Origin of the sequence: Bacillus sp. HNG, assembly GCF_003400205.1 — a bacterium.
Classification (GTDB): Bacteria; Bacillota; Bacilli; order Bacillales; family Bacillaceae_L; genus Ferdinandcohnia.
In genome coordinates, this window is the sequence record NZ_QUQV01000012.1 from 56,367 (window position 1) to 80,866 (window position 24,500).

General features: G+C 37.0%; 24 protein-coding genes. 18 read left to right on the plus strand and 6 right to left on the minus strand.

What is annotated here, in order from left to right; translation table 11 throughout:
- The first annotated feature begins 38 nt into the window (after positions 1 to 38).
- Positions 39 to 773 (plus strand): sulfite exporter TauE/SafE family protein, encoded by a 735-nt coding sequence (locus tag DZB84_RS18870; protein ID WP_116353867.1) that lies wholly within the window; start codon positions 39 to 41, stop codon positions 771 to 773.
- Between the two features lie 80 nt (positions 774 to 853).
- Entirely contained in the window at positions 854 to 1,429 is a 576-nt protein-coding gene (locus tag DZB84_RS18875) for a uracil-DNA glycosylase (RefSeq protein ID WP_116353868.1), read from the plus strand.
- Between the two features lie 39 nt (positions 1,430 to 1,468).
- On the opposite strand, the gene DZB84_RS18880 is transcribed toward DZB84_RS18875, so the two are convergent.
- Entirely contained in the window at positions 1,469 to 2,071 is a 603-nt protein-coding gene (locus DZB84_RS18880) for a TetR/AcrR family transcriptional regulator (RefSeq protein WP_116353869.1), read from the minus strand.
- Positions 2,072 to 2,248: 177 nt separating this feature from the next.
- Here DZB84_RS18880 and DZB84_RS18885 point away from each other — a divergent pair, with 177 nt between their 5' ends.
- On the plus strand, positions 2,249 to 2,986 hold the full coding sequence (locus tag DZB84_RS18885; RefSeq protein ID WP_116353870.1) for an SDR family NAD(P)-dependent oxidoreductase: 738 nt from the start codon (positions 2,249 to 2,251) through the stop codon (positions 2,984 to 2,986).
- Positions 2,987 to 3,063: 77 nt separating this feature from the next.
- Here the strand turns inward: DZB84_RS18885 and DZB84_RS18890 are convergent, their stop codons facing one another.
- Together DZB84_RS18890 and DZB84_RS18895 are read right to left on the minus strand one after the other, a co-directional pair.
- Positions 3,064 to 3,885, minus strand: coding sequence for a mechanosensitive ion channel family protein (locus tag DZB84_RS18890; protein WP_223254512.1), 822 nt, complete (start codon positions 3,883 to 3,885; stop codon positions 3,064 to 3,066).
- Between the two features lie 108 nt (positions 3,886 to 3,993).
- The gene (locus DZB84_RS18895; protein ID WP_116353872.1) at positions 3,994 to 5,184 is read right to left on the minus strand and encodes a coenzyme F420-0:L-glutamate ligase; all 1,191 of its coding nucleotides are present in this window, start codon (positions 5,182 to 5,184) and stop codon (positions 3,994 to 3,996) included.
- 119 nt (positions 5,185 to 5,303) lie between these two features.
- On the opposite strand from DZB84_RS18895, the gene DZB84_RS18900 reads away from it, so the two are divergent.
- The 6 genes from DZB84_RS18900 to DZB84_RS18925 all read left to right on the plus strand — a co-directional run bounded on the left by DZB84_RS18900 (position 5,304) and on the right by DZB84_RS18925 (position 12,309).
- Positions 5,304 to 6,188: a LysR family transcriptional regulator gene (locus DZB84_RS18900; RefSeq protein ID WP_116353873.1), complete on the plus strand. Its 885-nt coding sequence runs from the start codon at positions 5,304 to 5,306 to the stop codon at positions 6,186 to 6,188.
- A 155-nt stretch (positions 6,189 to 6,343) separates the two neighbouring features.
- On the plus strand, positions 6,344 to 7,222 hold the full coding sequence (locus DZB84_RS18905; RefSeq protein ID WP_116353874.1) for a LysR family transcriptional regulator: 879 nt from the start codon (positions 6,344 to 6,346) through the stop codon (positions 7,220 to 7,222).
- A 135-nt stretch (positions 7,223 to 7,357) separates the two neighbouring features.
- A complete protein-coding gene (tcuA, locus tag DZB84_RS18910) occupies positions 7,358 to 8,869 on the plus strand; it encodes an FAD-dependent tricarballylate dehydrogenase TcuA (protein ID WP_116353875.1) in 1,512 nt (503 codons plus the stop codon).
- Positions 8,870 to 9,187: 318 nt separating this feature from the next.
- A complete protein-coding gene (locus DZB84_RS18915) occupies positions 9,188 to 10,198 on the plus strand; it encodes a tripartite tricarboxylate transporter substrate binding protein (RefSeq protein ID WP_116353931.1) in 1,011 nt (336 codons plus the stop codon).
- Between the two features lie 113 nt (positions 10,199 to 10,311).
- On the plus strand, positions 10,312 to 10,761 hold the full coding sequence (locus tag DZB84_RS18920) for a tripartite tricarboxylate transporter TctB family protein (RefSeq protein ID WP_116353876.1): 450 nt from the start codon (positions 10,312 to 10,314) through the stop codon (positions 10,759 to 10,761).
- Positions 10,762 to 10,779: 18 nt separating this feature from the next.
- Positions 10,780 to 12,309, plus strand: a complete 1,530-nt coding sequence (locus DZB84_RS18925) for a tripartite tricarboxylate transporter permease (protein ID WP_116353877.1) — start codon at positions 10,780 to 10,782, stop codon at positions 12,307 to 12,309.
- A 68-nt stretch (positions 12,310 to 12,377) separates the two neighbouring features.
- Here DZB84_RS18925 and DZB84_RS18930 read toward each other — a convergent pair whose 3' ends face one another.
- A complete protein-coding gene (locus DZB84_RS18930) occupies positions 12,378 to 13,079 on the minus strand; it encodes a metallophosphoesterase family protein (protein ID WP_116353878.1) in 702 nt (233 codons plus the stop codon).
- A gap of 134 nt (positions 13,080 to 13,213) precedes the next feature.
- Between DZB84_RS18930 and DZB84_RS18935 the strand changes: the two genes are divergently transcribed.
- Entirely contained in the window at positions 13,214 to 13,879 is a 666-nt protein-coding gene (locus DZB84_RS18935; RefSeq protein ID WP_189655305.1) for a phosphatase PAP2 family protein, read from the plus strand.
- A 267-nt stretch (positions 13,880 to 14,146) separates the two neighbouring features.
- On the opposite strand, the gene DZB84_RS18940 is transcribed toward DZB84_RS18935, so the two are convergent.
- Positions 14,147 to 14,644, minus strand: a complete 498-nt coding sequence (locus DZB84_RS18940) for a hypothetical protein (RefSeq protein ID WP_116353879.1) — start codon at positions 14,642 to 14,644, stop codon at positions 14,147 to 14,149.
- Between the two features lie 104 nt (positions 14,645 to 14,748).
- Positions 14,749 to 15,552, minus strand: coding sequence for a metallophosphoesterase (locus DZB84_RS18945; RefSeq protein ID WP_116353880.1), 804 nt, complete (start codon positions 15,550 to 15,552; stop codon positions 14,749 to 14,751).
- A gap of 342 nt (positions 15,553 to 15,894) precedes the next feature.
- Between DZB84_RS18945 and brnQ the strand changes: the two genes are divergently transcribed.
- The 8 genes from brnQ (at position 15,895) to DZB84_RS18985 (ending at position 24,477) form a co-directional block, all read left to right on the plus strand.
- Entirely contained in the window at positions 15,895 to 17,238 is a 1,344-nt protein-coding gene (brnQ, locus tag DZB84_RS18950; protein WP_116353881.1) for a branched-chain amino acid transport system II carrier protein, read from the plus strand.
- 191 nt (positions 17,239 to 17,429) lie between these two features.
- A complete protein-coding gene (locus tag DZB84_RS18955) occupies positions 17,430 to 18,296 on the plus strand; it encodes a Cof-type HAD-IIB family hydrolase (protein ID WP_116353882.1) in 867 nt (288 codons plus the stop codon).
- A gap of 192 nt (positions 18,297 to 18,488) precedes the next feature.
- Positions 18,489 to 19,340, plus strand: a complete 852-nt coding sequence (gene licT, locus DZB84_RS18960) for a BglG family transcription antiterminator LicT (protein ID WP_116353883.1) — start codon at positions 18,489 to 18,491, stop codon at positions 19,338 to 19,340.
- Positions 19,341 to 19,358: 18 nt separating this feature from the next.
- Positions 19,359 to 20,408 carry a lactonase family protein gene (locus DZB84_RS18965; protein WP_116353884.1) on the plus strand — a complete coding sequence of 350 codons (1,050 nt, stop codon included), beginning with the start codon at positions 19,359 to 19,361 and terminating at the stop codon, positions 20,406 to 20,408.
- Positions 20,409 to 20,770: 362 nt separating this feature from the next.
- A complete protein-coding gene (locus DZB84_RS18970; RefSeq protein WP_116353885.1) occupies positions 20,771 to 21,775 on the plus strand; it encodes a C4-dicarboxylate TRAP transporter substrate-binding protein in 1,005 nt (334 codons plus the stop codon).
- Positions 21,776 to 21,797: 22 nt separating this feature from the next.
- Positions 21,798 to 22,265: a TRAP transporter small permease gene (locus DZB84_RS18975; protein ID WP_116353886.1), complete on the plus strand. Its 468-nt coding sequence runs from the start codon at positions 21,798 to 21,800 to the stop codon at positions 22,263 to 22,265.
- 13 nt (positions 22,266 to 22,278) lie between these two features.
- Positions 22,279 to 23,562 (plus strand): TRAP transporter large permease, encoded by a 1,284-nt coding sequence (locus tag DZB84_RS18980; RefSeq protein WP_116353887.1) that lies wholly within the window; start codon positions 22,279 to 22,281, stop codon positions 23,560 to 23,562.
- A gap of 201 nt (positions 23,563 to 23,763) precedes the next feature.
- Entirely contained in the window at positions 23,764 to 24,477 is a 714-nt protein-coding gene (locus DZB84_RS18985; RefSeq protein ID WP_116353888.1) for a GntR family transcriptional regulator, read from the plus strand.
- The last annotated feature ends 23 nt before the right edge of the window (positions 24,478 to 24,500 follow it).

A 24,500-nucleotide genomic window follows, 5' to 3' on the forward strand; every position in this document is an offset into this window, starting at 1 on the left:
TTTTGCCACTATACTTAAGTTACAAGGGGTGGTAGTAATTGGAATATATTATTCTATTTTTTATTGGGATTTGTGCAACGACTTTAGGGACGCTTGCTGGTGGTGGGGGATTAATCAGCCTGCCATCGATGTTGCTATTAGGAGTACCGGTTCATTCGGCGATTGGCGCGAATAAGGTTTCGAACACAATTAGTTCGTTCTCAAGCTTTTTCTACTTATTGCGGAAAAAGGAACTCTCATTAAAAGAATCTTTATGGATTATACCTGTTAGCCTAGCCGGTGGAATCAGTGGCGGCTTTATTGCTTCAAGGATTTCAGCTGAAAACATGTATATAGTGGCAATTGTTTTGCTATTGTTTGCTTTCATTGTTTCCTTTGTGGGAAAAGGAAATTTTACAGGAAATGAACCATTGAAGTTCAATAAAATAAGTGCACCAGGGCTATTCTGTATTGGAATTTATGATGGATTATTTGGTCCTGGGCAGGGGACGTTAATGCTCTATTTATATAATCATTTAAATGTCGCATATATTCGTGCAGTTGGATTAGTTAGGCTTGCTACGTTTTCGAGTTGTTTTGGGGCTGCGATAACCTATATTGCGACTGGTAAAATAATATGGCCAGTTACAATTGCATTGTTGTTAGGATCATTTACAGGGGCGCAAATTGGGGTGCGGATTGCCCAAAAGTTAAAGCCTCAATATGTTAAGCCGATTTTAAGGGTTGTAACAGTGCTACTTATTTTCCAAATTGTGAGTGAAAATGTACTTTAACAAAATCCGGACTATATGAATGAGTCCAGATTTTCATATTCCAGATTTGGTTATCCTAACCTCAAGGAGTGTGATGGGATGTGAATTCGTTTTGTCCGGTTATGTGGCGGGAGGATCCAACGCCTGAAAATCAAAAAGATTGTAAGGAGTGTGGTTTGTATCAGCAGGGCTCGCGAATGATATGGGGTGAGGGGAATCCGAAAGCACCAATCATGCTTATTTTGGATAATCCTGGTGCACGTGAAGATCGTGAAGGCAATCCGATGATTTGTGGAACAAGGCAGACCCTGCAGAAAGCAGCTTATGAAGCAGGAATAGATAAAGAACAATTGTATGTTACATATATTATAAAAAGACAGCCCAAACGCGCCTATGATAAAGAGAAGACACGCGAAATCTGTATCAAGCATTTATATGCTCAGTTGGAGGAACAGAAACCTAAGCTCATTTTATGTTTGGGTAATGTTGCGGTTCAGTCATTTTTCGGAAATCCAGAGCTTGAGGTTAAAGGATTAAGGGGAAACTTCTATCAGATGAATGGTTATCAAACAACTGTCGGATACCACCCACTCGCGGCGAGAAGAAGGCCGAATTTGTATGCACTTCTTCTTGAAGATATGCAATTAGTTGCGTCGGAGCTTCGGAAGAAAATCTGAAAAAAAGGACAAGTCCTTCACATGAAGAACCTGTCCTTTTTAGTTGCCGGTATATTTAAATGAGTATATATGGGTTTTGGTTAACTCAATGACCTCCCCAATAAACTCCTCCTGAGATTCCTTAAAGTTACTTGTAATCCAATTTTGGATGAGTCCGTAAAAGCCATATGCCGTATACCGCTTGAAATAGTCCATGTTGACAGGAATGTTATTGATCGTTTCAAAAATAAATTTTTCTTGATATATTTTTAAAATCGTTTGTGGGAAACTTGTATGTAAACCTGGTAACGTGTCCTCATATTTAATTAGTTCAAAAAAGTTCCGATGCTCATCAATGTAGGAAACGATATTAAAAGATGGTTTACCAATCTTTGATGTAAATACTTTTTGTCCAGGTCTATATGGTTTTCCAACAGAATTCCACAATCCTGTCATCATGGAATCTAGCAAGTCCTCGGCTATATCGATTTTATCCTGGTAGTGAACATAAAAGGTGCTGCGGTTATAAGAAGCTTTGTTCACAATGTCCTTTACAGAAATGGAATGATAGCCCTTTTCTTTGATAAGGTCGATGAAGGCGAGCTTTAGATGTTCTTTTGTTCGATTACGACGTTTCGACAGGGTATCTACTTCATCATTCATTAAAAAACCTCCCCAAGAAAGACAATTATGAAGAAACTGTCTATTAATTGAACAGTTTGCTTTTCTTTGATGATTGTTTACTATAATCAAAATAGTAGAATGAAATTGTGAACAAATGGTGACAGTGCCATTTGTAAAACACTATATCCATATTATATATTAAGGGGAGGATTTATAATGGGGAAATTACAAGATAAAGTGGCTGTTATAACTGGAGGAGCTTCAGGAATTGGAGCAGCAACAGCTCGTTTATTCGTTGAAGAAGGAGCAAAGGTTGTTCTTGTTGACTTAAATGAAGAAAAAGGTAAAGCTTTTGAAGCAGAATTGAAAGCGCTAAACGCAGAAGCTTTATTTGTAAAAGCAAACATTACAAGTGAAGAAGAAGTGGCGAACATCTATAAACAAACAATTGAAGCATTTGGAAGAGTGGATATTGTTTTCAATAACGCAGGTATTGGAAGAGTTCAACCTTCACATGAATTAGAATACTCTGAGTGGAGAAATACGGTGAATGTTGACTTAGACGGCGTTTTCTTAGTTGCACGCGAAGCAATCCGTGAATTCTTAAAAGCAGATGGTGGCGTAATCGTGAACACTGCTTCTATGTACGGATGGGTTGGTTCACCGGGATCAGCAGCTTATAACGCAGCAAAAGGTGGCGTAGTTAACTTAACTCGTTCCCTTGCACTTGAATATGCTGAGAAAAATATTCGTGTAAATGCTTTGTGCCCAGGTTTCATTGATACTCCAATTATTCCTGAAGAAAGCAAAGAGGTATTACGCACTATGACTCCAATGAAGCGACTTGGACAAGCAGAAGAAATGGCGAAGGCTGTATTATTCCTAGCTAGTGATGATTCTACTTTCATGACAGGAAATAGCTTAATTGTTGACGGTGGTTACACTGCACAATAATAGAATTATAATAGTATAGATAAAAAAGAAGGGGCTCCAGTTAAATGGATGCCCCTTTTTTATCTATTCTTTCGCAATTACGATGAAGGCTGACCTGAAGTGACATCGGAATTGTCTTTTGCGTCAAATGCCTCCTTAATGGCTTTCCGCAATTGACGTTCCACTTCCCACTGTTCACCATTAACTGTTTTAGCAATTACTCGCAACACAATATCCGAAGTTCCTATCTCTTGAACACCAATGACGTTTGGTCCGTCAACAATGGCTGGATTATTGGCAGCAACCTGTTCGCAAGCTTCTTGCATCACGATAATGGCTTGATCAATGTTTTCATCGTAAGCAATTTTTATATCGACAAGTGCACGCATATTTCCTCTAGAATGGTTGCTCACACTTTTAATGTCGCGATTCGGAATATAATGTAAGGTTCCATCAAATCCTCGAATTTGTGTAGTACGTAATCCAACCGATTCAACAACACCATCAAGAGCTCCAAGGGTTACATAATCGTTCACATCGATTTGCTTTTCTAATAATAAAAAGAAGCCAGTTACAACATCACTTACTAGTCCTTGTGCTCCAAATCCAATCGCTAGTCCCACTACTCCAGCGCCGGCAATAAGACTTGCGACGGGTATATTAAAAATGCCAAATATTGAAGCTACTAACATGAAGATCAACACGTACGAAAGAATATTTTCCATTAACTTTTGAAGGGTATGAGCCCGTCCTAACGAAATATTTTGTTTATCCTGTAATCGTGTAAAGGTGCGATCAATGACCTTATTGCCAATCTTTTTCACAATGAGAAAGGCAATGAAGATCCCAATTATTTTAAAAGCTATGATTCCTACTTCAATAAGCAGGGTCTCCCAATTGAAACTGAGTAATTTTAACAAATTATCATCCTTCCTCGTGTTTTTCATAGTAAGAGAATACCATATTCGGCTAAAATGAAACATATTTTCTATATAAAAAACCCCTGTGTTATCACAGGGGAACTTTCATTATTTTGTATAGTTATCGAAGTAACCTTGGATATATACGAATGGAGTACCTTTGTCTCCACTTCCTGAGGTTAAGTCAGAGAGAGATCCAATAAGGTCAGTTAGTCGTCTAGGTGTTGTTCCTTGTGCTTCCATTTGACCAACAAGGTCACCTTCTTTGTTCGCAATAAACTCAGAGATCGCTTTTTTAAGTTCTTCACCTTTTAAATCAGCAAAATTGTTATCAGCAAGGTACTTTAGTTTCACTTCATTTGGAGTACCTTCAAGACCTGCAGTATAAGCAGGGGAAACAACTGGGTCAGCAAGCTCCCAAATTTTTCCGACAGGGTCTTTGAAAGCACCGTCACCGTATACCATAACCTCTACATGTTTACCAGTCTTCTCTTTAAGAAGTTCTTGTATTTTATCAACGATTGGTTGGCAATTACGAGGGAAGAGCTTCACGCTTTCCTCTGTTGCTTTGTTTGAACCAAGTAAACCATATTGTTCATTAAAGCCACTGCCATTGTTTGATTCAGAAAGAATATTGTCAAGGCTGTAGACCTTTTCGCCACCGTTCGCTTTTAAAATTTTCTTCGTACGGAATCTTGTATGAATGTCACAAGTTAACACACTCTTTGTATAGTCTAGAATGGTTTTTGGATTGTTTGAGAAGATAACCTCACATTCAACCCCATATTCCTCGATTAATGATTTATAGTAATCAATATAATCTACACCAGTAAAAGGATGTTTATTATGTCCGAATAGGTCACGGAATTGTTGTTCAGTCAATACGTCTGTCCAAGGATTTACCCCTTTTTCATCAAGAAGATCAAGGTCCACTAAGTGGTTTCCAACTTCATCTGACGGATAGCTTAACATAAGGACAATTTTTTTCGCGCCTTTCGCAATTCCTCGAAGACAAATTGCAAAACGGTTACGGCTAAGGATTGGGAAAATAACGCCAATGGTGTCGTCACCAAATTTTGCTTCTACATCCTGCGCAATATCATTAATGGTCGCATAGTTTCCTTGAGCGCGAGCAACAATAGATTCAGTTATAGTTACGATGTCTTTGTCTTGTATCGTAAAACCTTCAACCTCGGAAGCTTTTAATACAGTATCTACAACGATTTGCTCAATGCTGTCTCCTTTATTGATAATGGGACCACGTAATCCTCTTACAACTGTTCCTACTACTCTTTCCAAAAACAATCACTCCTAAATGCTGATAAGATTAATGTAAATATTATCTATTAGTACTATACATCTATTATGTGTTATAAGTAAAATTAATATATCTAATAATGGGTATAAGGGTGGTTTATATGATTGGCAAATTAGATTTATATAAGGTTTTTAGTATAGTTGCTAAGAATGGAAGTTTCTCGAAGGCAGCTAAGGACCTTTTTATGACACAACCTGCAGTCAGTCAGGCAATAATGCAGCTAGAAAGGGAACTGGACATACGGTTGTTTAACCGAACGCCAAAAGGGGTCACCTTAACAAATGAGGGAAAACGATTATTTGAATATGTCCATTCTGCAATGAATCTCCTCAACGTAGGGGAGGAAATGATTTTAGAATTTAAGAATTTAACTAAAGGTGAATTGAAAATTGGTGTGGGGGATACGATTTCGAAGTACTTTTTGCTCACATATTTAGAATCCTTTCACACAGAATATCCAAATATCAAGTTTAAAATTGAAAATGGGACCACTCAGGAGCTGATTTCATTATTAAAGTTGGGTGAGGTTGACCTTGCGATTTGTAATTTCCCGGTGGATGATCCTACTTTAGCACAAATTCCATGCATGGATATTCACGACATTTTTGTTTGTGGATATAAGTATAAAAATCTCTTACCAAAGCAAGTGAGCGTAACAGAATTAATGAAGCATCCTTTAATTTTCCTTGAACCAAAATCCATTTCCCGTAAATATGTGGACGAGTTTTTATTATCAAAGGGCTTAAGGATTTCACCAGAATTTGAACTGGGCTCCCATGATTTACTTTTAGAGTTTGCGAAAATAAATCTTGGAATTGCTTGTGTCACAAAGGAGTTTTCACAGGACTATTTAAAGAAGGGCATCTTACATGAGGTGGTTCTCAAAGAAAAAATCCCAAAACGAAGCATAGGCATCTGTTACGTAAAAAATGTTCCGTTATCACCTGCATCGACAAAATTTGTCGAGATCATTGAGAAGAGGTGAAGTGAAAAACTCGTTCTATGATATAATTTTTAAAAGCTATGTAACGGACAAAAAGAGTAACCAAGAACTTTCCATGATTTTAGGAGAGGAGGTTACTCTTTTGTATAAAAAAGAATAATAGTTTATAAGAGAAACCTATTTTAGGGGGTAGGAAAATGGATGAAAAAGACTGGAACTTTATGAAAGTATTATTTGAGGAAAAGAGTCTTACCCGTGCTGCCGAAAGATTGTATATTTCTCAACCAGCACTCAGTTATCGGTTAAAAAATATAGAAGAGGAATTTGGGGTCCAATTGTTTTTTAAGACAAAAACAGGAATTGATTTTACTTCTGAAGGTGAATATTTGGTTCAATATGCGGAAAATATGCAACGTATTTTGCAGGTGACAAAGGATAATATGGTAAATATGAAGGGTGGCGTAAACGGAACCTTACGTATTGGGGTATCAAGTAATTTCGCTCGTTATAAGCTGCCTAAGATATTAAAAAGATTTTCCACCATTTACCCTTCTCCTCAATTTAGTGTTAAAACTGGCTGGAGCTCAGATATTATGAATTTATTGGGCTCATCAAAGGTACATGTTGGTATTGTACGTAATGACTATGAATGGAAAGGAGAAAAAGTATTGCTCTCTAAAGAGCGGCTTTTCTTGATATCGAAAAAAAAGCTTCAGTTTGAGCAATTACCAGACATGCCTTTTATTGATTATAGTACCGATCAATCATTACGAAATTTAATTAACAATTGGTGGCAAGAACATTTTACTGTTCCGTCACGTATAGCCATGGAAGTTGATAAGCTTGAAACCTGCAAAGAAATGGTGAAATATGATCTAGGTATTGCCATTATCCCGGAAATGTCAATTAAGGAAACAGATGATTTTTATAAAATACCATTGCTTGATAAAGGCGGAATACCATTAGAACGAACTACTTGGCTTATGTATGATAAATCCTATATGAATCTATCTGTAGTAAAGACGTTTGTTGAATTTGTTATTGATGAACTAAAAGTTAATGATTCATTAAAATGATGTTATAAAAATTTTTTATTGGATATACGAAAAGATATATATTTTATTTATTTCCACATGTATATTATGATGGTTTCAAACGGAGAAGCACTCTGAATAATCGAAATTATTATTCTATTACTAGGAGGAATTTCAATGATTGAAACAAAATATGATGTCATTATCGTAGGGGCAGGCAATGCAGCCTTATGCTCTGCCATATCTGCTCGTGAGCAAGGAGCTAAAGTCCTTGTATTAGAACGGGGTCCTAAGAATAAAAGAGGTGGAAACTCCTTCTTTACAGATGGTGCAATTCGTTTTGCATACGACGGATTAGATGCGATTCGGAAGGTTATTCCAAAAATTGATGATGAGCAAGCAAGTCTGATTGAAATGCCAAGATATGGTGAAAATGAATTTTATGACGATCTGATGAGGGTAACAGGTGAAAAAAGCGACCCAGAATTGGCTGGTCAGCTTGTTTCTAAATCCTATGAGACAATTGTATGGATGAGTCAGCATGGCGTGGAATTTGAGCTAAATTACGAGAATCAATCCTTCCAAAAAGAAGGGAAATGGCACTTTTGGGGAGGACTTCCGGTAAAAACCGTAGATAAGGGTGTTGGTTTAGTAAAGCAGCTTTTCCTACGTGCCCAAGAGTTGGGGATAGACATTTGGTATGAATCCCGTGCAGTTAAACTTGTAACGGAACAGAATAGAGTTACTGGAGTTGTTGTTGAACAAAAGGGTCAAGCCCATATTGTAAACACGTCGGCAATTGTACTAGCATGTGGTAGCTTTGAGGCAAATAAAAAAATGAGAAGTGAGAATATCGGAGAAGAATGGGAAAAGGCAATTGTGAGAGGAACAGAATATAACACGGGAGACGGAATCTCAATGGCCTTAGAAATTGGTGCACAAAAATACGGACAATGGTCTGGCTGCCACTCAATTGGAACCGATTACAATGCCCCAAAGGTTGGAGATTTTACAAAGCCAGGTGATATCTTTAAAAAGCATTCCTACCCATATAGCATCATGATTAACAGTGAAGGATATCGTTTTGTTGATGAGGGTGCTGATTTTAGAAATTACACGTATGCAAAGTATGGGCGTGAGATTTTGAAGCAGCCTAACCAGGTCGCTTATCAAATCTATGATTCACAAGTACGCCCAATGCTTCGGAAGGAATATGATTTAGAAGAAGCAACAGTGTATCAAGCAGATACGATTCAAGATCTTGTAGAGCAGTTACCTGTAAATAAAGAGGAATTCCTTCGTACCATTGAAGAATATAATCAATCTGTTCAAGATGGAGATTACAATCCATCAGAAAAGGATGGAAAGGGTACTAAGGGAATTACTCCTCCTAAGACAAACTGGGCACTCCGAATCGAACAAGGACCATTCTATGCGTTTCCAGTCACATGCGGTATTACCTTTGCATTCGGTGGACTACACGTAAGTAAAACAGGAGAAGTATTAGATGGTAATGGTGCACCGATTAAGGGCCTTTATGCTGCTGGGGAAATGATTGGCGGAATATTTTACGATAATTATCCAGGTGGTTCCGGATTAATGTCGGGTTCAGTTTTTGGAAAATTAGCAGGGAACTCCGCTGCAACTTATGTACTAAATAAAAAGAATTCAGTCATTGAGTCTAGGTAAAAATGAATTAATTTAAATTTAACCCGACCTTCTTCTCTAGTAGAAAGGTCGGGTTTTTTGTGTTTAAAGGGAATTTATTTTTACATGTCTAAGGTTATAGAAAATTTTTATAAGGGTGTGAAAAAAAGTGTTATTTTATTTATATTCAGAATCATTTTATAATTACTTTACAACATATTGATAGTGTTAATTTAATATTTTCATAAATAAACCAGAAAGGAGAACAGATTTCCCTTTTTATAAGAGAATTTTTTTGAAAAATGTATTCGCTTTCAATTGTGGTGAATTAGGTCAATTTTAAAGGAGGGAATAGAAGTGATGAAGGTAAAAGGATGGAAAAAAATACTAGTAGGTGTGGTAATGGCTTCGCTACTCGCTGGTTGTGGGGCAGCAAAGGGAAGTAGCTCAGAAGTTTATCCAGAAAAGCCAATTGTAGTTGTAGCTCCATCGGGTGCAGGTGGTGGATGGGATCGTACAGCAAGGACTTTTACAAAGGTTTTAGGAGAAACAAAGCTTGTTGAACAGACGATGACGGTTGAAAATAAACCAGGTGGCGGTGGAACTGTTTTTATTGCCGACTATGTGAGTAATGATTCGAAAAATGATTATAAGCTGTTCGCTGGATCACCACCTGTCCTCATAAACAATTTGAAAAAAGAAGGTAACAGCCCTTTCGGATATAAGGATACAACACCATTAGCACAGCTAACGAAAGATTATGGATCGATAGTGGTTAGAAGTGATTCAAAATATGATAGCTTAGAAACACTGCTTGAAGATCTTAAAAAGGATCCAAAAAAGCTTACTTTTGCTGGTGGTTCCGGACCAGGTTCGATGTATCATTTAGTTTCTATATTACCAGCTTATAAATCAGGCGTTGACCATAAGTTAATAAAATATGTCTCTTATGATGGTACAGGAGAAGCAATGACAGCTCTACTTGGTGGAAATGCTGATGTTATCGCTACGGATGCTTCGTCTGTAATTGAATATCTCAAGGCAGGGAAAGTACGAGTACTAGCGGTAGCCGCTCCGGAACGTTTGGATGGAGAGCTTTCAGATGTTCCAACCATGAAGGAAAGTGGAGTGGATGCTGAATTTGCAATTTGGCGAGGAATATTTGGACCAAAAGATATGAGTAAGGCAGCATTAGATTTTTGGAATGATACAATTCAAAAAATGACGGAGTCAGAAGAGTGGAAAACGGCTATGGATCAAAGTGGTTGGACTAGTGAATATAGAAACTCAGAGGAGTTCGTTAAGTTCCTAGATGAGCAAAATGAACAAATCAAAGAGCTGCTGCAAGCGATGGATATGGCAAAAGAGTAATTGTGTGGACTGTATATAACAAACAATTTTAACAGATATAGCAAGAGGGCAACTCATAGCCTCCTATTGGCTTATAAGTTGCCCTAAATTCTACCTCGGAGGTGATTGGAAAAATGGCACACCATTTCGATAGGTATGCTGGAATCTTATTTTTACTAATTGGATTAGGCTTTGTTATAGAAAGTAGAAGAATTGCTGAAAGTGCCTATGGGAGTAATGTAGGACCTGATATTTTTCCAATGGGACTTGGTATTGTCCTTATTTTGTTAAGTATCCGTTTGTTAATCGAAACGAAAGGTAAGGCAAAGGAGTCTAGCAAAGGGAAATATGAATATAAACGATTTATCATTATTCTAATTTCTTCGATATTATATGGCCTTCTATTAGAAACAGTGGGCTATGTAATTACCACTTTTGTTTTTTTAGTCATTTGCTTTCAGGCAATGGAAAAAGGAAATTGGATAAAAACAAGTCTTATTTCTGCAGGATTTTCCTTCGGCGTCTATTTTTTATATGTTCATGTACTTAACGGCTCTTTGCCGGGATTTCCAGTATGGATATAAGTAAAGGGGTGAAATTAGATGGAGACGATACAATTTCTAATGGACGGTTTTCTTACTGCTCTAACATGGCATAACCTATTATTTGCCTTTATTGGGGTCCTTATTGGAACGGCTGTTGGGGTTTTACCTGGAATTGGACCAATGAGTGGGGTAGCTTTACTTATACCAGTCACAGCAAGCATGACATCAGGTTTGCCACCTGAGCAGGCTGCGGTAAGTTCTATCATTTTATTAGCTGGTGTCTATTATGGCGCAATGTACGGCGGATCAACAACTTCGATCTTATTAAACACACCGGGGGAATCCTCATCTGTTGTAACCACCTTAGATGGGTATCAAATGGCGAAGAAAGGTAAGGCAGGTGCAGCTTTATCAATTGCTGCAATCGGTTCATTTGTTGCGGGAATTACATCATTGATTGGTCTCGTCATTCTCGCAGAGCCGCTATCAAATCTCGCACTGTCGTTTGGGCCAGCAGAATATTTTTCCCTAATCATTTTAGGGTTACTTGCCGTTAGTGGCCTTGCTGGTAAATCTATGACAAAAGCATTAATGATGACTGTGTTTGGTCTACTCCTAGGTACTATTGGTATTGACAGTGTATCGGGAGTATCACGTTTTACATATGACAATCCAATGTTGTATTCGGGTATAGAATTTTTAACAATTGCAGTTGGACTATTTGCTCTAGGTGAAGTTTTTAAAACGGTGTTGGAAAAGGACGACGGTCAAACCTCAGAAACCATCAAAATCAAGAAGATCCTTCCTACAAAACGTGAGTTTAAAGAAAGTTCAGGCGCTATAACTAGAGGTTCCCTCTTAGGATTTTTCCTTGGAATTTTACCTGGAGCAGGTGCTACTCTTGCATCTTTCTTCTCCTATATATTGGAGAAAAAAATAAGTAAGAATCCAAAGAAATTTGGTCAAGGGGCTATTGAAGGAGTGGCTGGACCTGAATCAGCTAATAACTCCGCATCAGGAGGAGCCATGATTCCTCTTCTTACATTGGGGATTCCAGGCTCTGGAACTACAGCTGTTTTGTTAGGAGCCTTAATTATGTATAATATTCAGCCAGGACCATTATTGTTTGACGAGCATCCACAGGTTGCCTGGGGGCTTATTGCTAGTATGTTTATTGGTAATGTAATGCTACTAATCTTAAATCTACCACTAGTAAGAGTATTTGCAAAAATCATTGATACACCTAAAAAATATTTACTCCCATTAATCATCGCAATCTCAGTCTTTGGTGTATATGCTGTTCAAGTGACGGTATTTGATATTATGCTTTTAATTGGGTGTGGGGTAGCAGGTTATTTTCTTGCTAGAAATGATTTTCCACTTGCGCCGATTGTGTTAGGTCTAGTACTAGGTCCAATGCTAGAAAATAATATGAGACGTGCCTTAACGGGTTCTAATGGTGATTATATGGTATTTATTGAAACCCCTATTTCTGTCATTTTCCTTACAATCGCATTTTTATGGATCGTAATACCGATCGTTTTGAAATTCAGAGGCAAGAACGTTGTAATTAGTGAAGAGGCATAAAGTCATGGGAAGTAATAGGAGCCAGAGGGACGGTTCTTCTGGTTCCCTTTGAACCGTCCTTCTGGTGCTTATTCAACATAGAAAATTTCTGAATGGGTAGCATCATAGCAATAAAGCCTTCCGCCGTATGCACAGCCACCATCAATGCCGATGATGTTATTTTTACCGAAATACATTTCGTTACTTTTATGTAAATATTTTGTGGGGGTATGTCCGAATACGACTGTCTTTTCTCCGGAATATCCATTGTGAAATTCCTCTCGAATCCAGACGAGTAGATGCGGGTCTGTTGATTCAAGCGGCGTTTCCGGATGAATACCTGCATGAACAAATATATGTGAATCCGTTTCATAGTAATAAGGAAGCTCTTTTAAAATGTCTAGATGGGGCCGGATTTCTTCATTTATTTGAAGAAGGTTTGGCATTTCTTCGGTTGTGTACCAATATTTTGCATCATCTTTTTCAATATGGTACCCATAATTTTGTAGGGTTTTAATCCCGCCATTGTAAAACCATCTTTTAACGCTCATTGAATCAGCGCGGAAAGCTTCCATCATCATTTTTTCATGATTGCCAATTAACGCAATCGCGCCTTCATTTCGTAATTGAATCACTTTATCTAAAACAGCCCTTGACTTGGGACCACGATCCACATAGTCTCCTAACAACAAAAGCTGATCATGCTTGTGATTATATTGTACAAGCTCTAGTAGTCGTTCGAATTTATCTAAATCCCCGTGAATATCACTAATCGCAAGCATTCGCTTCACACACTACACAACCTTTTCGATATCGGTTCTTCTATTTTATCACACCCTTGTTCTGATTGAGGAGTAGCCAATTTTGTATAATCTTTATACATTCAAAAATACTATAGGTATCAAAAGGAAAGAAAGTGCCATATATGAAATTAAAAAGTCAGTTATCAATTGCTTTTATTCTTTGTCTATTTTCGCTTATCGTGTTTGGCCTATTGGCGTATTTTGTTCATGGCCATGATATTATCCGGTTTGATAGCCGTGTAATATCGCTGGTACAGGGGATGGAGTCCGTGGGGCTCACCTTCCTGATGAAATTCCTTTCGTTTATTGGTTCAGCACCGGTGATTATTGTTTTATCCCTGTTTATTCTGTTTTTTTTATATAAAGTATTAAAACATCGCTATGAGCTCATTTTGTTTGTTGGAGTCATGGTTGGGTCACCGATTTTAAACTATTTATTGAAGGAGTTATTCAAGCGGGCTAGGCCGGACTTCCATCGACTGGTTGAAATTTCAGGTTATAGTTTTCCGAGTGGGCATGCGATGAGTGCTTTTACCTTTTATGGGATTTTTGCATTTCTGTTGTGGCGTCATATCCCGGTATGGTGGGGAAGGACAGCTCTTGTTTTATTTAGTGCAGTGATGATTTTTGGAATTGGGATGAGTCGAATTTATCTAGGGGTTCATTACCCAACCGATATAATTGGCGGCTATTTTGCGAGTGCCACCTGGTTAGGATTTTCAATTTGGACATTTCAGCGGTTTAAAGAACGGAGAGGACTTAAGCATACAAGTTTGGAAACTGGTTGAATTTCACGGATGGACCACTAGAACCGTCCCTATGGTTCATTGTGTCGAATCTTAGGGAATGGTTTTTATTGAAAATGAAAGCGCTATCAATTATAATAAAGACAGGTGGATGACATGTGTGGTCATCGTGGTATTTGGCGAAGGTGGGGCCGATACTGTAGTGGATTAACACATTAATGCATAACTTTTTAAAGCATTCTTTTAAAAGAGACCTTTTAATTCGGAGAAGAATTAAAATGGTCTCTTTTCTTTTGATTTTTTTATCAGTCAAATCAAGTCAGTGTCATTACATTCTTGGTAACTCATTGTTTGCTTGGGAACGATGCATTTTTCATAAAATTTGTGGAAAATCAAATTCATCAGGGCATTTAAGGAAAATAGTGTGAAAAGTTGGGCTGAACTAATGTTTAATTTAAAAAACTGCAATTTTTTTAGCAATGAAATGAGTGGAAATGCAAAAATCCAATCTGCAATAAGGTTAATGATGGTGTATGGGATAAATTTTCCTTTTGATAAATGAAACACCCAAAAATTCGCAAAAACATAAGGACCTAACATAAATATGATGGCATCACATACCATAGCACTAACGCCACCTTTTACCTTCCAAAGTTTATGTACCGTAAAATAAAAGACTTCAAACATGAGAATAACAGAAGAAAATAAGGTAACAGGTAAATATGTAATGTACGATTTTTTAGGAAGAAACACGGCAGCAACGACTGAACATAAAACAATAAAGACTCGGATGCTGTTTTTTATCATATAAGCACTCCTTTTGTTACCCAATTTTTTTTAATTTGTTCTAAAGAAGTGGTTATTATTCGGAAAAACAAAACCTGCATCGTTTAACTGATGCAGGCTAATAACTAAATTTCGACTAATTTAATTGTTGAAAATATTTCTTCCTCGGCATTAGCTGATTTCCACTCGTGCGGATAATATCCTAGTGGGTTGCAGATTATTTCGATTCCTTTATAATGCTCATGATATCTCGTATGGATGTGACCAAAAATATATTTTTTCACTTGATATTTATCTGCTAACTCACCGAAATGCTTACTTCCCATCATGGCATTGAAGAAATCCCAACCAGGTTCGTTCTTTACCTGAATATATCGTGAGAAAGGGACGACATGTGTGACCATAATCATATTTTTACCTTCATTTTCTTTCAGCCAGCCTTCAAGTTTTTCAAGGTACCGTTTCGTTTCACATTGGTCTGAACTTGGCCAATGGGCACTTGTTTTATCAGGCCAGGTAAAATCATTAAATGTTCCAACTGAAAACTGTTCATCTGTATAGCCCTCGATTCCAAAGGAATAGTCATACCAGCCCCCATCACCAATTACGACCCAATTGTCATTCAATTCGACTGGACCGTTTCCAAGATTGCCTGGAAATTCTAGCAGCATATCATAAGCAGATTTGGAGTCTTCATGGTAAATATCATGATTTCCATGCGCAAATAATAGTTTCATCGTTGGGAATTCCTCTTGTAGTTGATTCAACAGATCTAGGCTTTTTCTAGGACCAGCCGTCATGTCACCACCTATTATAAAAACCTCAGGCGAGTTGATTTCAATCCACTTTAATAAGTGGGGCATGATATCCATTCCCGTATTTTTCCGATTCAATCCCTCATGAATGTCCGATAAAATAGCAATCTTCATATGATCATCCCTTTCCTCTTTTTAGTTATTACTACTTCTGTATTAGAAGGGAGGATTCCTTCAAGTAATTTAAGTATAAAAATGAGCCAAGGAACCACAGGAACCGTCCCTTTGGTCCTTTCTAGTACAATGGAACTATATTCCAATGCTTACATTTATTATAAATAATATTTTGATATAATTCTATTTTCTGAAAAGTGTTGCTTTTGGATATTTTGTGTGATATATTAATGACTATCAAATTGAGATTTGTAAGCAATTGAGTTTACTAGTATAATTTTTTGCTCTAGATATGTTAACGGAATTAGATAGATGTCTAGGGTGTTTTAGGAGGATATAGATATGTCATCAAGAGATTCATTTAGTTATTTAATTGCAGTAGGGTTTATGCTATTCGCGTTATTCTTTGGAGCAGGAAACTTAATTTTCCCTGTACAATTAGGTCAGTTAGCTGGAGAGAATGTTTTTTCAGCAAATCTAGGCTTTCTTATAACGGGCGTAGGTTTACCGGTTCTAGGTATTTTGGCTTTAGCGTTTTCTGGAAAGAGCGATTTGGAGTCACTAGCGGGTCGAGTTAATCCACTTTACGCAGTATTCTTTACCGTTGCACTTTATTTGACAATTGGTCCGTTATTTGCAATACCAAGAACAAATACGGTTTCTTATGAAATTGGGATTGCACCATTTGTTTCGAACCAAGCAAGCCATATTCCATTGGTTATTTATACAGTTATCTTCTTCGGATTAACGTTATATTTTTCACTAAAGTCTAGTAAGATAGTAGATATCGTTGGAAAGATGTTAACACCGATATTATTAATCGTGATTGCGATTCTGATTATTGCGGCGTTTGTAAACCCAATCGGAGCAATTCAAGAGCCAACAGAAACTTATTTGACAAATAGCTTCTTTAAGGGATTCCAAGATGGCTATAATACGATGGATGCACTTGCAGCCTTTGTATTTGGAATTATTGTCATAAATATCATGAAGGAACGCGGCGCAAGAACGAAAAAAGAAATTATGATTTCAACCGGTAAAGTAGCATTAATTGCAGGTGTATTATTAGGTGCTATCTATTCTTCACTTGCATTTTTAGGCGCAACAAGTGTAGATGGTCTTGGAATTTTAGACAATGGCGGTGCTGTTTTAGCGGCTGCTTCTCAACACTTCTTCGGATGGTATGGAAAAGTAATTCTTGCAGTAATCGTAATCGCAGCATGTTTAACTACAAGTATTGGACTTATTACATCATGTGCTACTTATTTCGCAAAACTAATTCCTGCCCTATCTTATAAGAAGTGGGCTGTTATCTTTACTTTGTTCAGTGCTGTTATTTCGAACTTTGGTTTAAATACGATTATTAGCTTTTCAATTCCAGTGTTAGTTTTGCTTTATCCATTAGCAATGTGTTTAATGGTATTAACTTTCTTGCATCCTTTATTCAAGGGCCGCAAGGAGGTATACCAGGTTAGTATTCTATTCACATTCATCCTAAGTGTTAATGATGGATTGAATGCAGCAGGTGTGAAAATTGCTGCTATCAATGACCTATTTACATCGGTTCTTCCTCTTTATACTGTAGGGTTAGGGTGGATTGTGCCAGCGATCGTCGGGGGAGTTATCGGATTTTTAATTAGTATTATCAAACATGGTTCTTTAAGTGCAGAGCCAATTGAAGAATAGAATAAAAGGCTACTTGCGATATTGTCGTAAGTAGCTTTTTTTAATCGTTAGTTTTGTAATAATCGTTTATCTTGTTATAATAGAAAATAGGATTGTTACTGGTAAAGCAGGCAAAATCTAAGTAGAGTGTTTCTTTTTGGGGACAGTTTATTTAGGTTTTTTTATTTTATAATGAAAGAGGGATTTGGGATATGAAACTGATTGCTTCTGATTTAGATGGAACTCTTTTAAATGAAGATAGTAAGGTAAGTGAGGCAAATGTGCGAGCAATTCAAAAGGCGATGGACAGAGGGGTAAAATTTGTGGTTGTAACGGGAAGATCCTATGATGCTGCTAAAATGCCTATTCAAGAAGTGGGAATCACTTGTCCGATTATTACTTTAAATGGCGCAAGTTCATTTGATATAAAAGGCAACGTTTTACGTGACATTCCAATGGAACCAGCAGTTTGTAAGAAAGTGTACACTGCGTGTCATAATGGTGAGATGTATACGGAGTTTTTTACGAACAAGGGTTTATTTTCATTCGGAAGAGACAAGTTTATTGATCGAATGACGAGATGGTGGAAAGCGGTGAATCCTAATTTTACAGATGAGGAAATCAATCAAAGAATTGAACAGCGTTTCCAAGATGAGAGTGTTCAGTTTGTTGAGGATTACGAGCAGCTAGAAGCTATAAATGATCTTAAGATCTATAAGCTATTAAGCTTTGCAGAAGATGAAAAAAGCCATAAGCAAGTATTTGATAATCTAAAAGATGAGGCTGGAGTAGTTATCACGTCTTCCGGATATTTGAATTTGGAATTTAACCACCCAGAGGCTAAAAAAGGCTTAGCCCTCCAGGAATTGGCGAAAAGCATGGGGATTGATATGAAGGATGTCATGTCAATGGGTGATAATTTAAACGATAAAAGCATGCTCGAAATGGCAGGGCGTGGTGTCGCAATGGGGAATGCAGACCCGGAAATTTTAAATATATGTAAATATACAACAAAAACAAACGAAGAAGACGGGGTAGCATTCGCCATAGAAGAGATGCTTAGAGAGTATAATCTTTAAAAATTCTCCTAAGAACTAGGGGCGAATGACAAATCTATTTATTTGATATAGACAAGACAATCAATTAATATAGTTTTATGGATATTAGGTTCAGTAAGAAAAACCTATATTTGTGGTAGATTATCTTCAATGGTATTCTGTATACAAATATAGGCTTTTTTAATTTTATTTGGCTATGGAAGGGGTGGGTGCATGAAAATTGAAAAGGTTTTAAATAACAATGTTGTGATGTGTAGAAACGAGATGGGGCAAGAAATTGTCGCGATGGGCAAGGGCTTAGCCTTTCAAAGGAAATCAGGAGACACGATTAATCCCTCAACAATTGAGAAAACCTTTGTATTACAAAAGCATGGGATTTCCGAAAAACTTGCCAATTTGCTTGAAGATATATCAGAACTTTATTTAAGTATATCTTCCAAAATTTTAGATTATGCCAGAACCCAATTGCCGAATAAATTAGATGACTATTTATATGTTGCCTTAACAGATCACATTAGCTTTGCAATCAGTAGACATAAGCAAGGAATTCAATTGAAGAATGCCTTGTTATGGGAAATTCGAAAATATTACAAACAGGAATTTCAGATTGCATTAAAAGCGTTGGATATTATTGAAGATGAAACTGGTATCCGGCTTGATGAGGATGAGGCGGCATCAATTGCATTGCATTTAGTGAATGGGCAGCTCTCAGGGGAGAATATGGGAGCAGCTATTCAGATTGCAGAGATGGTAAATGATATTTTAAATATTGTGAAACACCATTATAAAATGGAGCTTGATGAGACCTCTGTTAACTATGAACGATTTTTAACACATCTTCGTTTCTTTGGAATGCGGTATATGCGTAAGGAAAAGCTGTCTAATTCCGTTGATGACTTTTTCCATGAACAAATTAAGCTTAAATATACAGATGCTTATACTTGTACGAAAAAAATTGCTACCTATTTAAAAACAAAATTTGGTTGGGTGATTTCTAAGGATGAAGAAATTTATTTAACTGTGCATATTCATCGAGTTACAAATCGACATTATTTCACGAATTAGACGGAAGGGGTTTATCAAATGAGCAAATTTATTGGATATGTTGGGACCTATACAAAAGGGGACAGCAAAGGAATTTATTCTTTTACATTAGATACAAAAGAACAAAAAATAACAGACGTAAAACTAGCAGCAGAATTAGGAAATCCTACATATGTAACCGTCAGTCAGGACAATCGTTTTCTATACTCAGTGGTAAAGGATGGAGAATCAGGTGGGGTCACGGCTTACTCTATCGATCATCAAACAGGTGAATTAACAAAGTTGAATTACCACGTTTCAGAAGGAGCATCCCCCTGTCATGTCAGTGTGAACAAGGCAAACAACCAAGTTGTCACAGGCAATTATCATAAAGGAACAATCGAGCTTTATTCAGTGAATAGTGAAGATGGACGCATTGAATATTCTCAATCAGTGGTCGCACATGAAGGTAAGGGACCACATGAAAGACAAGAAAAACCACATACCCATTTTTCAGGATTTACTCCAGATGAAAAATATGTAGTTGCAATTGATTTAGGAATCGATAAGCTGATTACCTACGAGATAAAAGATGGTGCTTTAAATGAGGTTAGCAGTATATCGGTTCGACCAGGTAGTGGGCCAAGACATATTGCCTTCCATCCAAATGGAAAATATGCGTACATCATGACAGAGATTAGTAATGAAGTCGTTGCTTTATCTTATGACAGTAATAATGGTAGCTTTACAGAGCTTCAAACTATTTCGACGATTCCTGAGGATTTTACAGAAAACAGTCAAGGTAGTGCTATTCACATTTCAAAGGATGGAAAATTTGTCTATGCAGGAAACCGTGGGCATAACAGCATTGCAGTTTTCGGAGTAAATGAAGCTACAGGCGAACTAACACTAGTAGAAATGACTTCATCAGAAGGAGACTGGCCACGTGATTTTGTATTTGATCCAAGCGAAAAATTCATTGTCGGCTCCAATCAAGAGTCAAGCAACCTCGTATTGTATGCAAGGGATGAACAAACCGGAAAGCTAACTTTAATTGATTCAGATATAACAGTTCCATACCCGGTATGTTTGAAGTTTTTACATGTATAACTTTATTTAAGGAAGAGACTTCGTAAGCTTACTAAGCTAAGCCAAAATTTTAATAGAGATAAGCATTAAAGTTAAAAGATGCAGCAGTGTAAACAATTCTTCAAATGTGTCGTTACTAGAAGATAAATTGTAGAAGGTTATCTGAATAGAAAATGAAAAAACAGCGGAAAACCATATTTTTCGCTGTTTTTTTATTTCTCAAAGAAATAGTTTTCAAAGGAAGAATTATTTAATAGACAATTTATTCAAAAAATTATTGCTTATTAGAATAGTAGTGTGGTAGTATACTAGTGTGCTAATAAAGCGCTTTCATATAAAACAGAAGCGCTTTATGGTGAAAATAGAAAAATAGGAGGGTCAAAATGAAAAAGATTATTAGTTTAGTAGTTTTAGTTTTCATTACAGCGATTGTTGCTGCAGGTTGTAGCAGCGATTCTTCATCTGGTAAAAAATCAGATGACAAAGTGTACACATTAAAAATGTCTACACAACAAGCTGAAACAGCTCCAATTGTTGAAGGTTTCAAAGAGTTAGCAAAGAATTTAGAGGAAAAATCAGATGGTAGACTTAAAATGGAAGTTTATCCCAGTGCGCAGCTTGGATCAGATGATGACGTTATCGAACAAGCTGAGCAAGGTGTTAACGTTGCAGTTCTAACTGACGGAAGCCGTATGGGTGTATATGTAGAAGAAATGGGAATCATTGGCGCACCTTATTTTGCTGACAACTATGAAGAAGTTCTCAAGATTACACAAGGTGAAACTTTTAAAGGGTGGGAAAAACAGCTTGCTGATGAGCATGGAATTCGTGTTCTTTCCTTTAATTGGTATGATGGTCCAAGACATTTCCTTACAAATGAACCAATTAAAACTCCGGATGATTTAAAAGGTCTTCGAATCAGAACCCCTGGTTCACCTGTATGGCAGGAATCTGTAAAGGCATTAGGAGCTACTCCAGTTGCAATGCCATGGGGTGAAGCTTATACAGCAGTTCAGCAGGGTGCTATTGACGGAGCAGAGGCTCAACATACGTCAACATATCCTTCAAGAATGTATGAAGTGATTAAATATGTAAATAAAACGAGTCACTTCCAACTTGTAAACGGAATCATTGTTGGTGAAAAGTGGTTTGAAACTTTACCAGAGGATTTACAACAACTTTTACTAGATGAAACAAAAGCAGTAGCTCAGAAGAATGCAGAATACGTTGCTAGCCTACAGACTGATTTTGAAGAAAAGATGAAGGCAGAAGGTATGGAAGTTGTAGAACCTGATGTAGAAGCATTTAAAAAAGCTGCAGAAAAAGCTTATGAAGTACTTGGTTTAACAGAATTAAGAGAGCAAATCTACCAAGAATTAGGCAAATAAAACTCTTTAAAGAGGGGTACAGATGAAGAAAGCATACGAGTATTTTTGTAAATTTGAAGAGTCGCTTGTAAAACTATCATTAGTTTCAATTACATTACTCGTTTTTGTATCCGCTATCACAAGAACTTTTAAATACCCATTAAATTGGGCGACAGATGTATCATTACTTCTCTTTGCTTGGGTTATATTTCTAGGTGCCGATATGGCACTTAGAAATACTGACCTAGTAAGTGTCGATCTCATCTTAAAAAGGTTCTCTGATAAAGGACAAAAATTTATAGTAGTTCTTTGGAACGTTGTAATCATTGGGTTTTTAGTATTTTTAATATTCCATGGGGTTCCGCTTGCAATCGAAAGTGTAGACAGATTGTTTCAAACCCTACCAATTAGTTATTCATGGGCAACGATAAGTGTGCCTGTTGGATCATTTTTAATGATCATTACGACCTGTATTAAAACATACCAATTTCTGAAAGAGAATAAACGATAGGAGGGGCGAACAAATGTTATTAGTATTAATTGTATTTCTATTTCTATTGATCTTTGGAATGCCTGTTGCCTTTGCTATTGGAATTTCAGGATTGGTATTCTTCTTAACAGCTCCTGATGTACCAATCTCAATTGCTGTTCAAAGAACGTTAACCACTTCTCAATCATTTACTATGCTAGCGATTCCGTTGTTTATTTTCGCTGGCCATTTAATGAATAGTACAGGAATTACCAAACGCCTTATTACGTTGTCAAATGTTTTAACAGGGCATATGTATGGAAATCTAGCTCAGGTAAGTGTTGTGTTAAGTACCTTGATGGGTGGGGTTTCCGGGTCTGCTGTTGCCGATGCTGCGATGCAGTCAAGGGTATTAGGACCACAAATGATTAAAAGGGGCTATAAACCTGCTTATGGTGCAGCAGTCAATGGAATCACATCTCTTATTACAGCTACAATTCCTCCAAGTATGGGACTTATTATTTATGGTTCCGTAGGTGAGGTATCAATCGGTAGGCTGTTTGCCGGTGGTATTGTTCCTGGTATCCTGATGATGGTTGTTCTTATGGCTACTGTTTCTTATACAAGTAGAAGAAACAATTATTTGCCAGAACGTACAACTTACCCGAATATTAGAGAAGTATTAATTGCTTTTAAAGATGGATTATGGGCTCTTTTATTCCCAATCATCCTTATTGTGGGTATTCGATTTGGAATTTTTACACCGTCCGAATCAGGTGCGTTTGCTGTTATGTATGCAATTTTCATTGGTGCAATCGTTTATAAAGATTTAACATGGAAGAAATTCTGGGAGTCTGTGCATGATAGTGCAATGGATATCGGAGCAATCATGCTGATCGTTTCCCTATCAGGTATTTTTGGATATGGAATTGTTTACGATGGCGTAACGCAAAGCTTATCTTCCTTAGTTTCAGGTATAACTGAAAATCACTATTTCTTATTTGCAATCATTATTTTTACATTAATTATTGCTGGAATGTTCGTTGAGACAACGGTTGTAACCTTATTATTAACGCCAATCTTTATACCGATTATAACGAATGCTGGGATTGATCCAGTACACTTTGGGCTTATTATGATGACGGTTACAACATTTGGTATCATGACACCTCCATTAGGTGTATCTTTATATGCAACATCACAAATAATGGGAGCATCTCCAGAGGATACAGTTAAAGAAGCAATTCCTTTCTATCTTGCTGTTATGGCTGTAGTATTCATTATGGTGTTTTTCCCTGACGTCGTCCTATTTATTCCTGACATGGTGTTTGGTAAGTAGTAGATTTAATAAATATAGGAGGCAGAGTTTAAATTTGTGGTGTCTTCCTGATTGATAAATAGGAGATAGAACCCACTTTTTTGAAAGTGGGTCTATTTTGTGTAAGCGTTTTAGTATAAAATTAAATATACTAGATTAATATATTTTAGAAACTACATGCAGGGAAATGCTTACATGTGATTTTTCAAGGAGAGAGTAATCATGAAATATAGTAGTATGGGAAGAAATAACGGGGGTACAAGACGACAATTTGTATACTCCTATTTATATGAAAAGATTATCGATTTATCTTTAAAGCCAGGAACACCTATTTCGGAAAGTGAGATTGGTGCACAGCTCAATGTGAGTAGAACACCTATCAGAGAAGCGTTAATGCAGCTTTCCAAGGAAGACTTAATCGATATAAAACCACAAATTGGAACATTTGTATCACTAATTGATCCTAAAATCATCGAAGAATCAAGATTTATGAGAAAAGCTGTAGAAATCGCTGTTATTCGTGAAGCGACAGAGAAACTTACACATGAAACATTATACAAGTTGGAAAAGTGTATAACTATGCAGGAACTGGCACTTAAAGAGGAAAATAGTAAAGATTTTTTAGCGTTTGATGATCAATTTCATGAACTTATTTTTAAAGGGTTAGACATGGACCGCATTTGGCAGGGGATCGACCAAATGAATGGTCAGTATAAAAGGGTTAGGATGCTACGTTTAACCACAACAGAACCTTCAGAATGGGTGACTGTCCTGGATGAGCATAAAGCAATCTATAATGCACTGAAGAGTAAAGAAGTAGAAACAGCTGTGTCCGTGACAAATGACCATATTACTAAGGGTATTTTTCACATGTATGATATTAAAATACAAAACCCCGATTACTTTAAAAAGGAAAGTGTCACAAACACAAACTAAACACCAACTAGGGGGAACAGGCT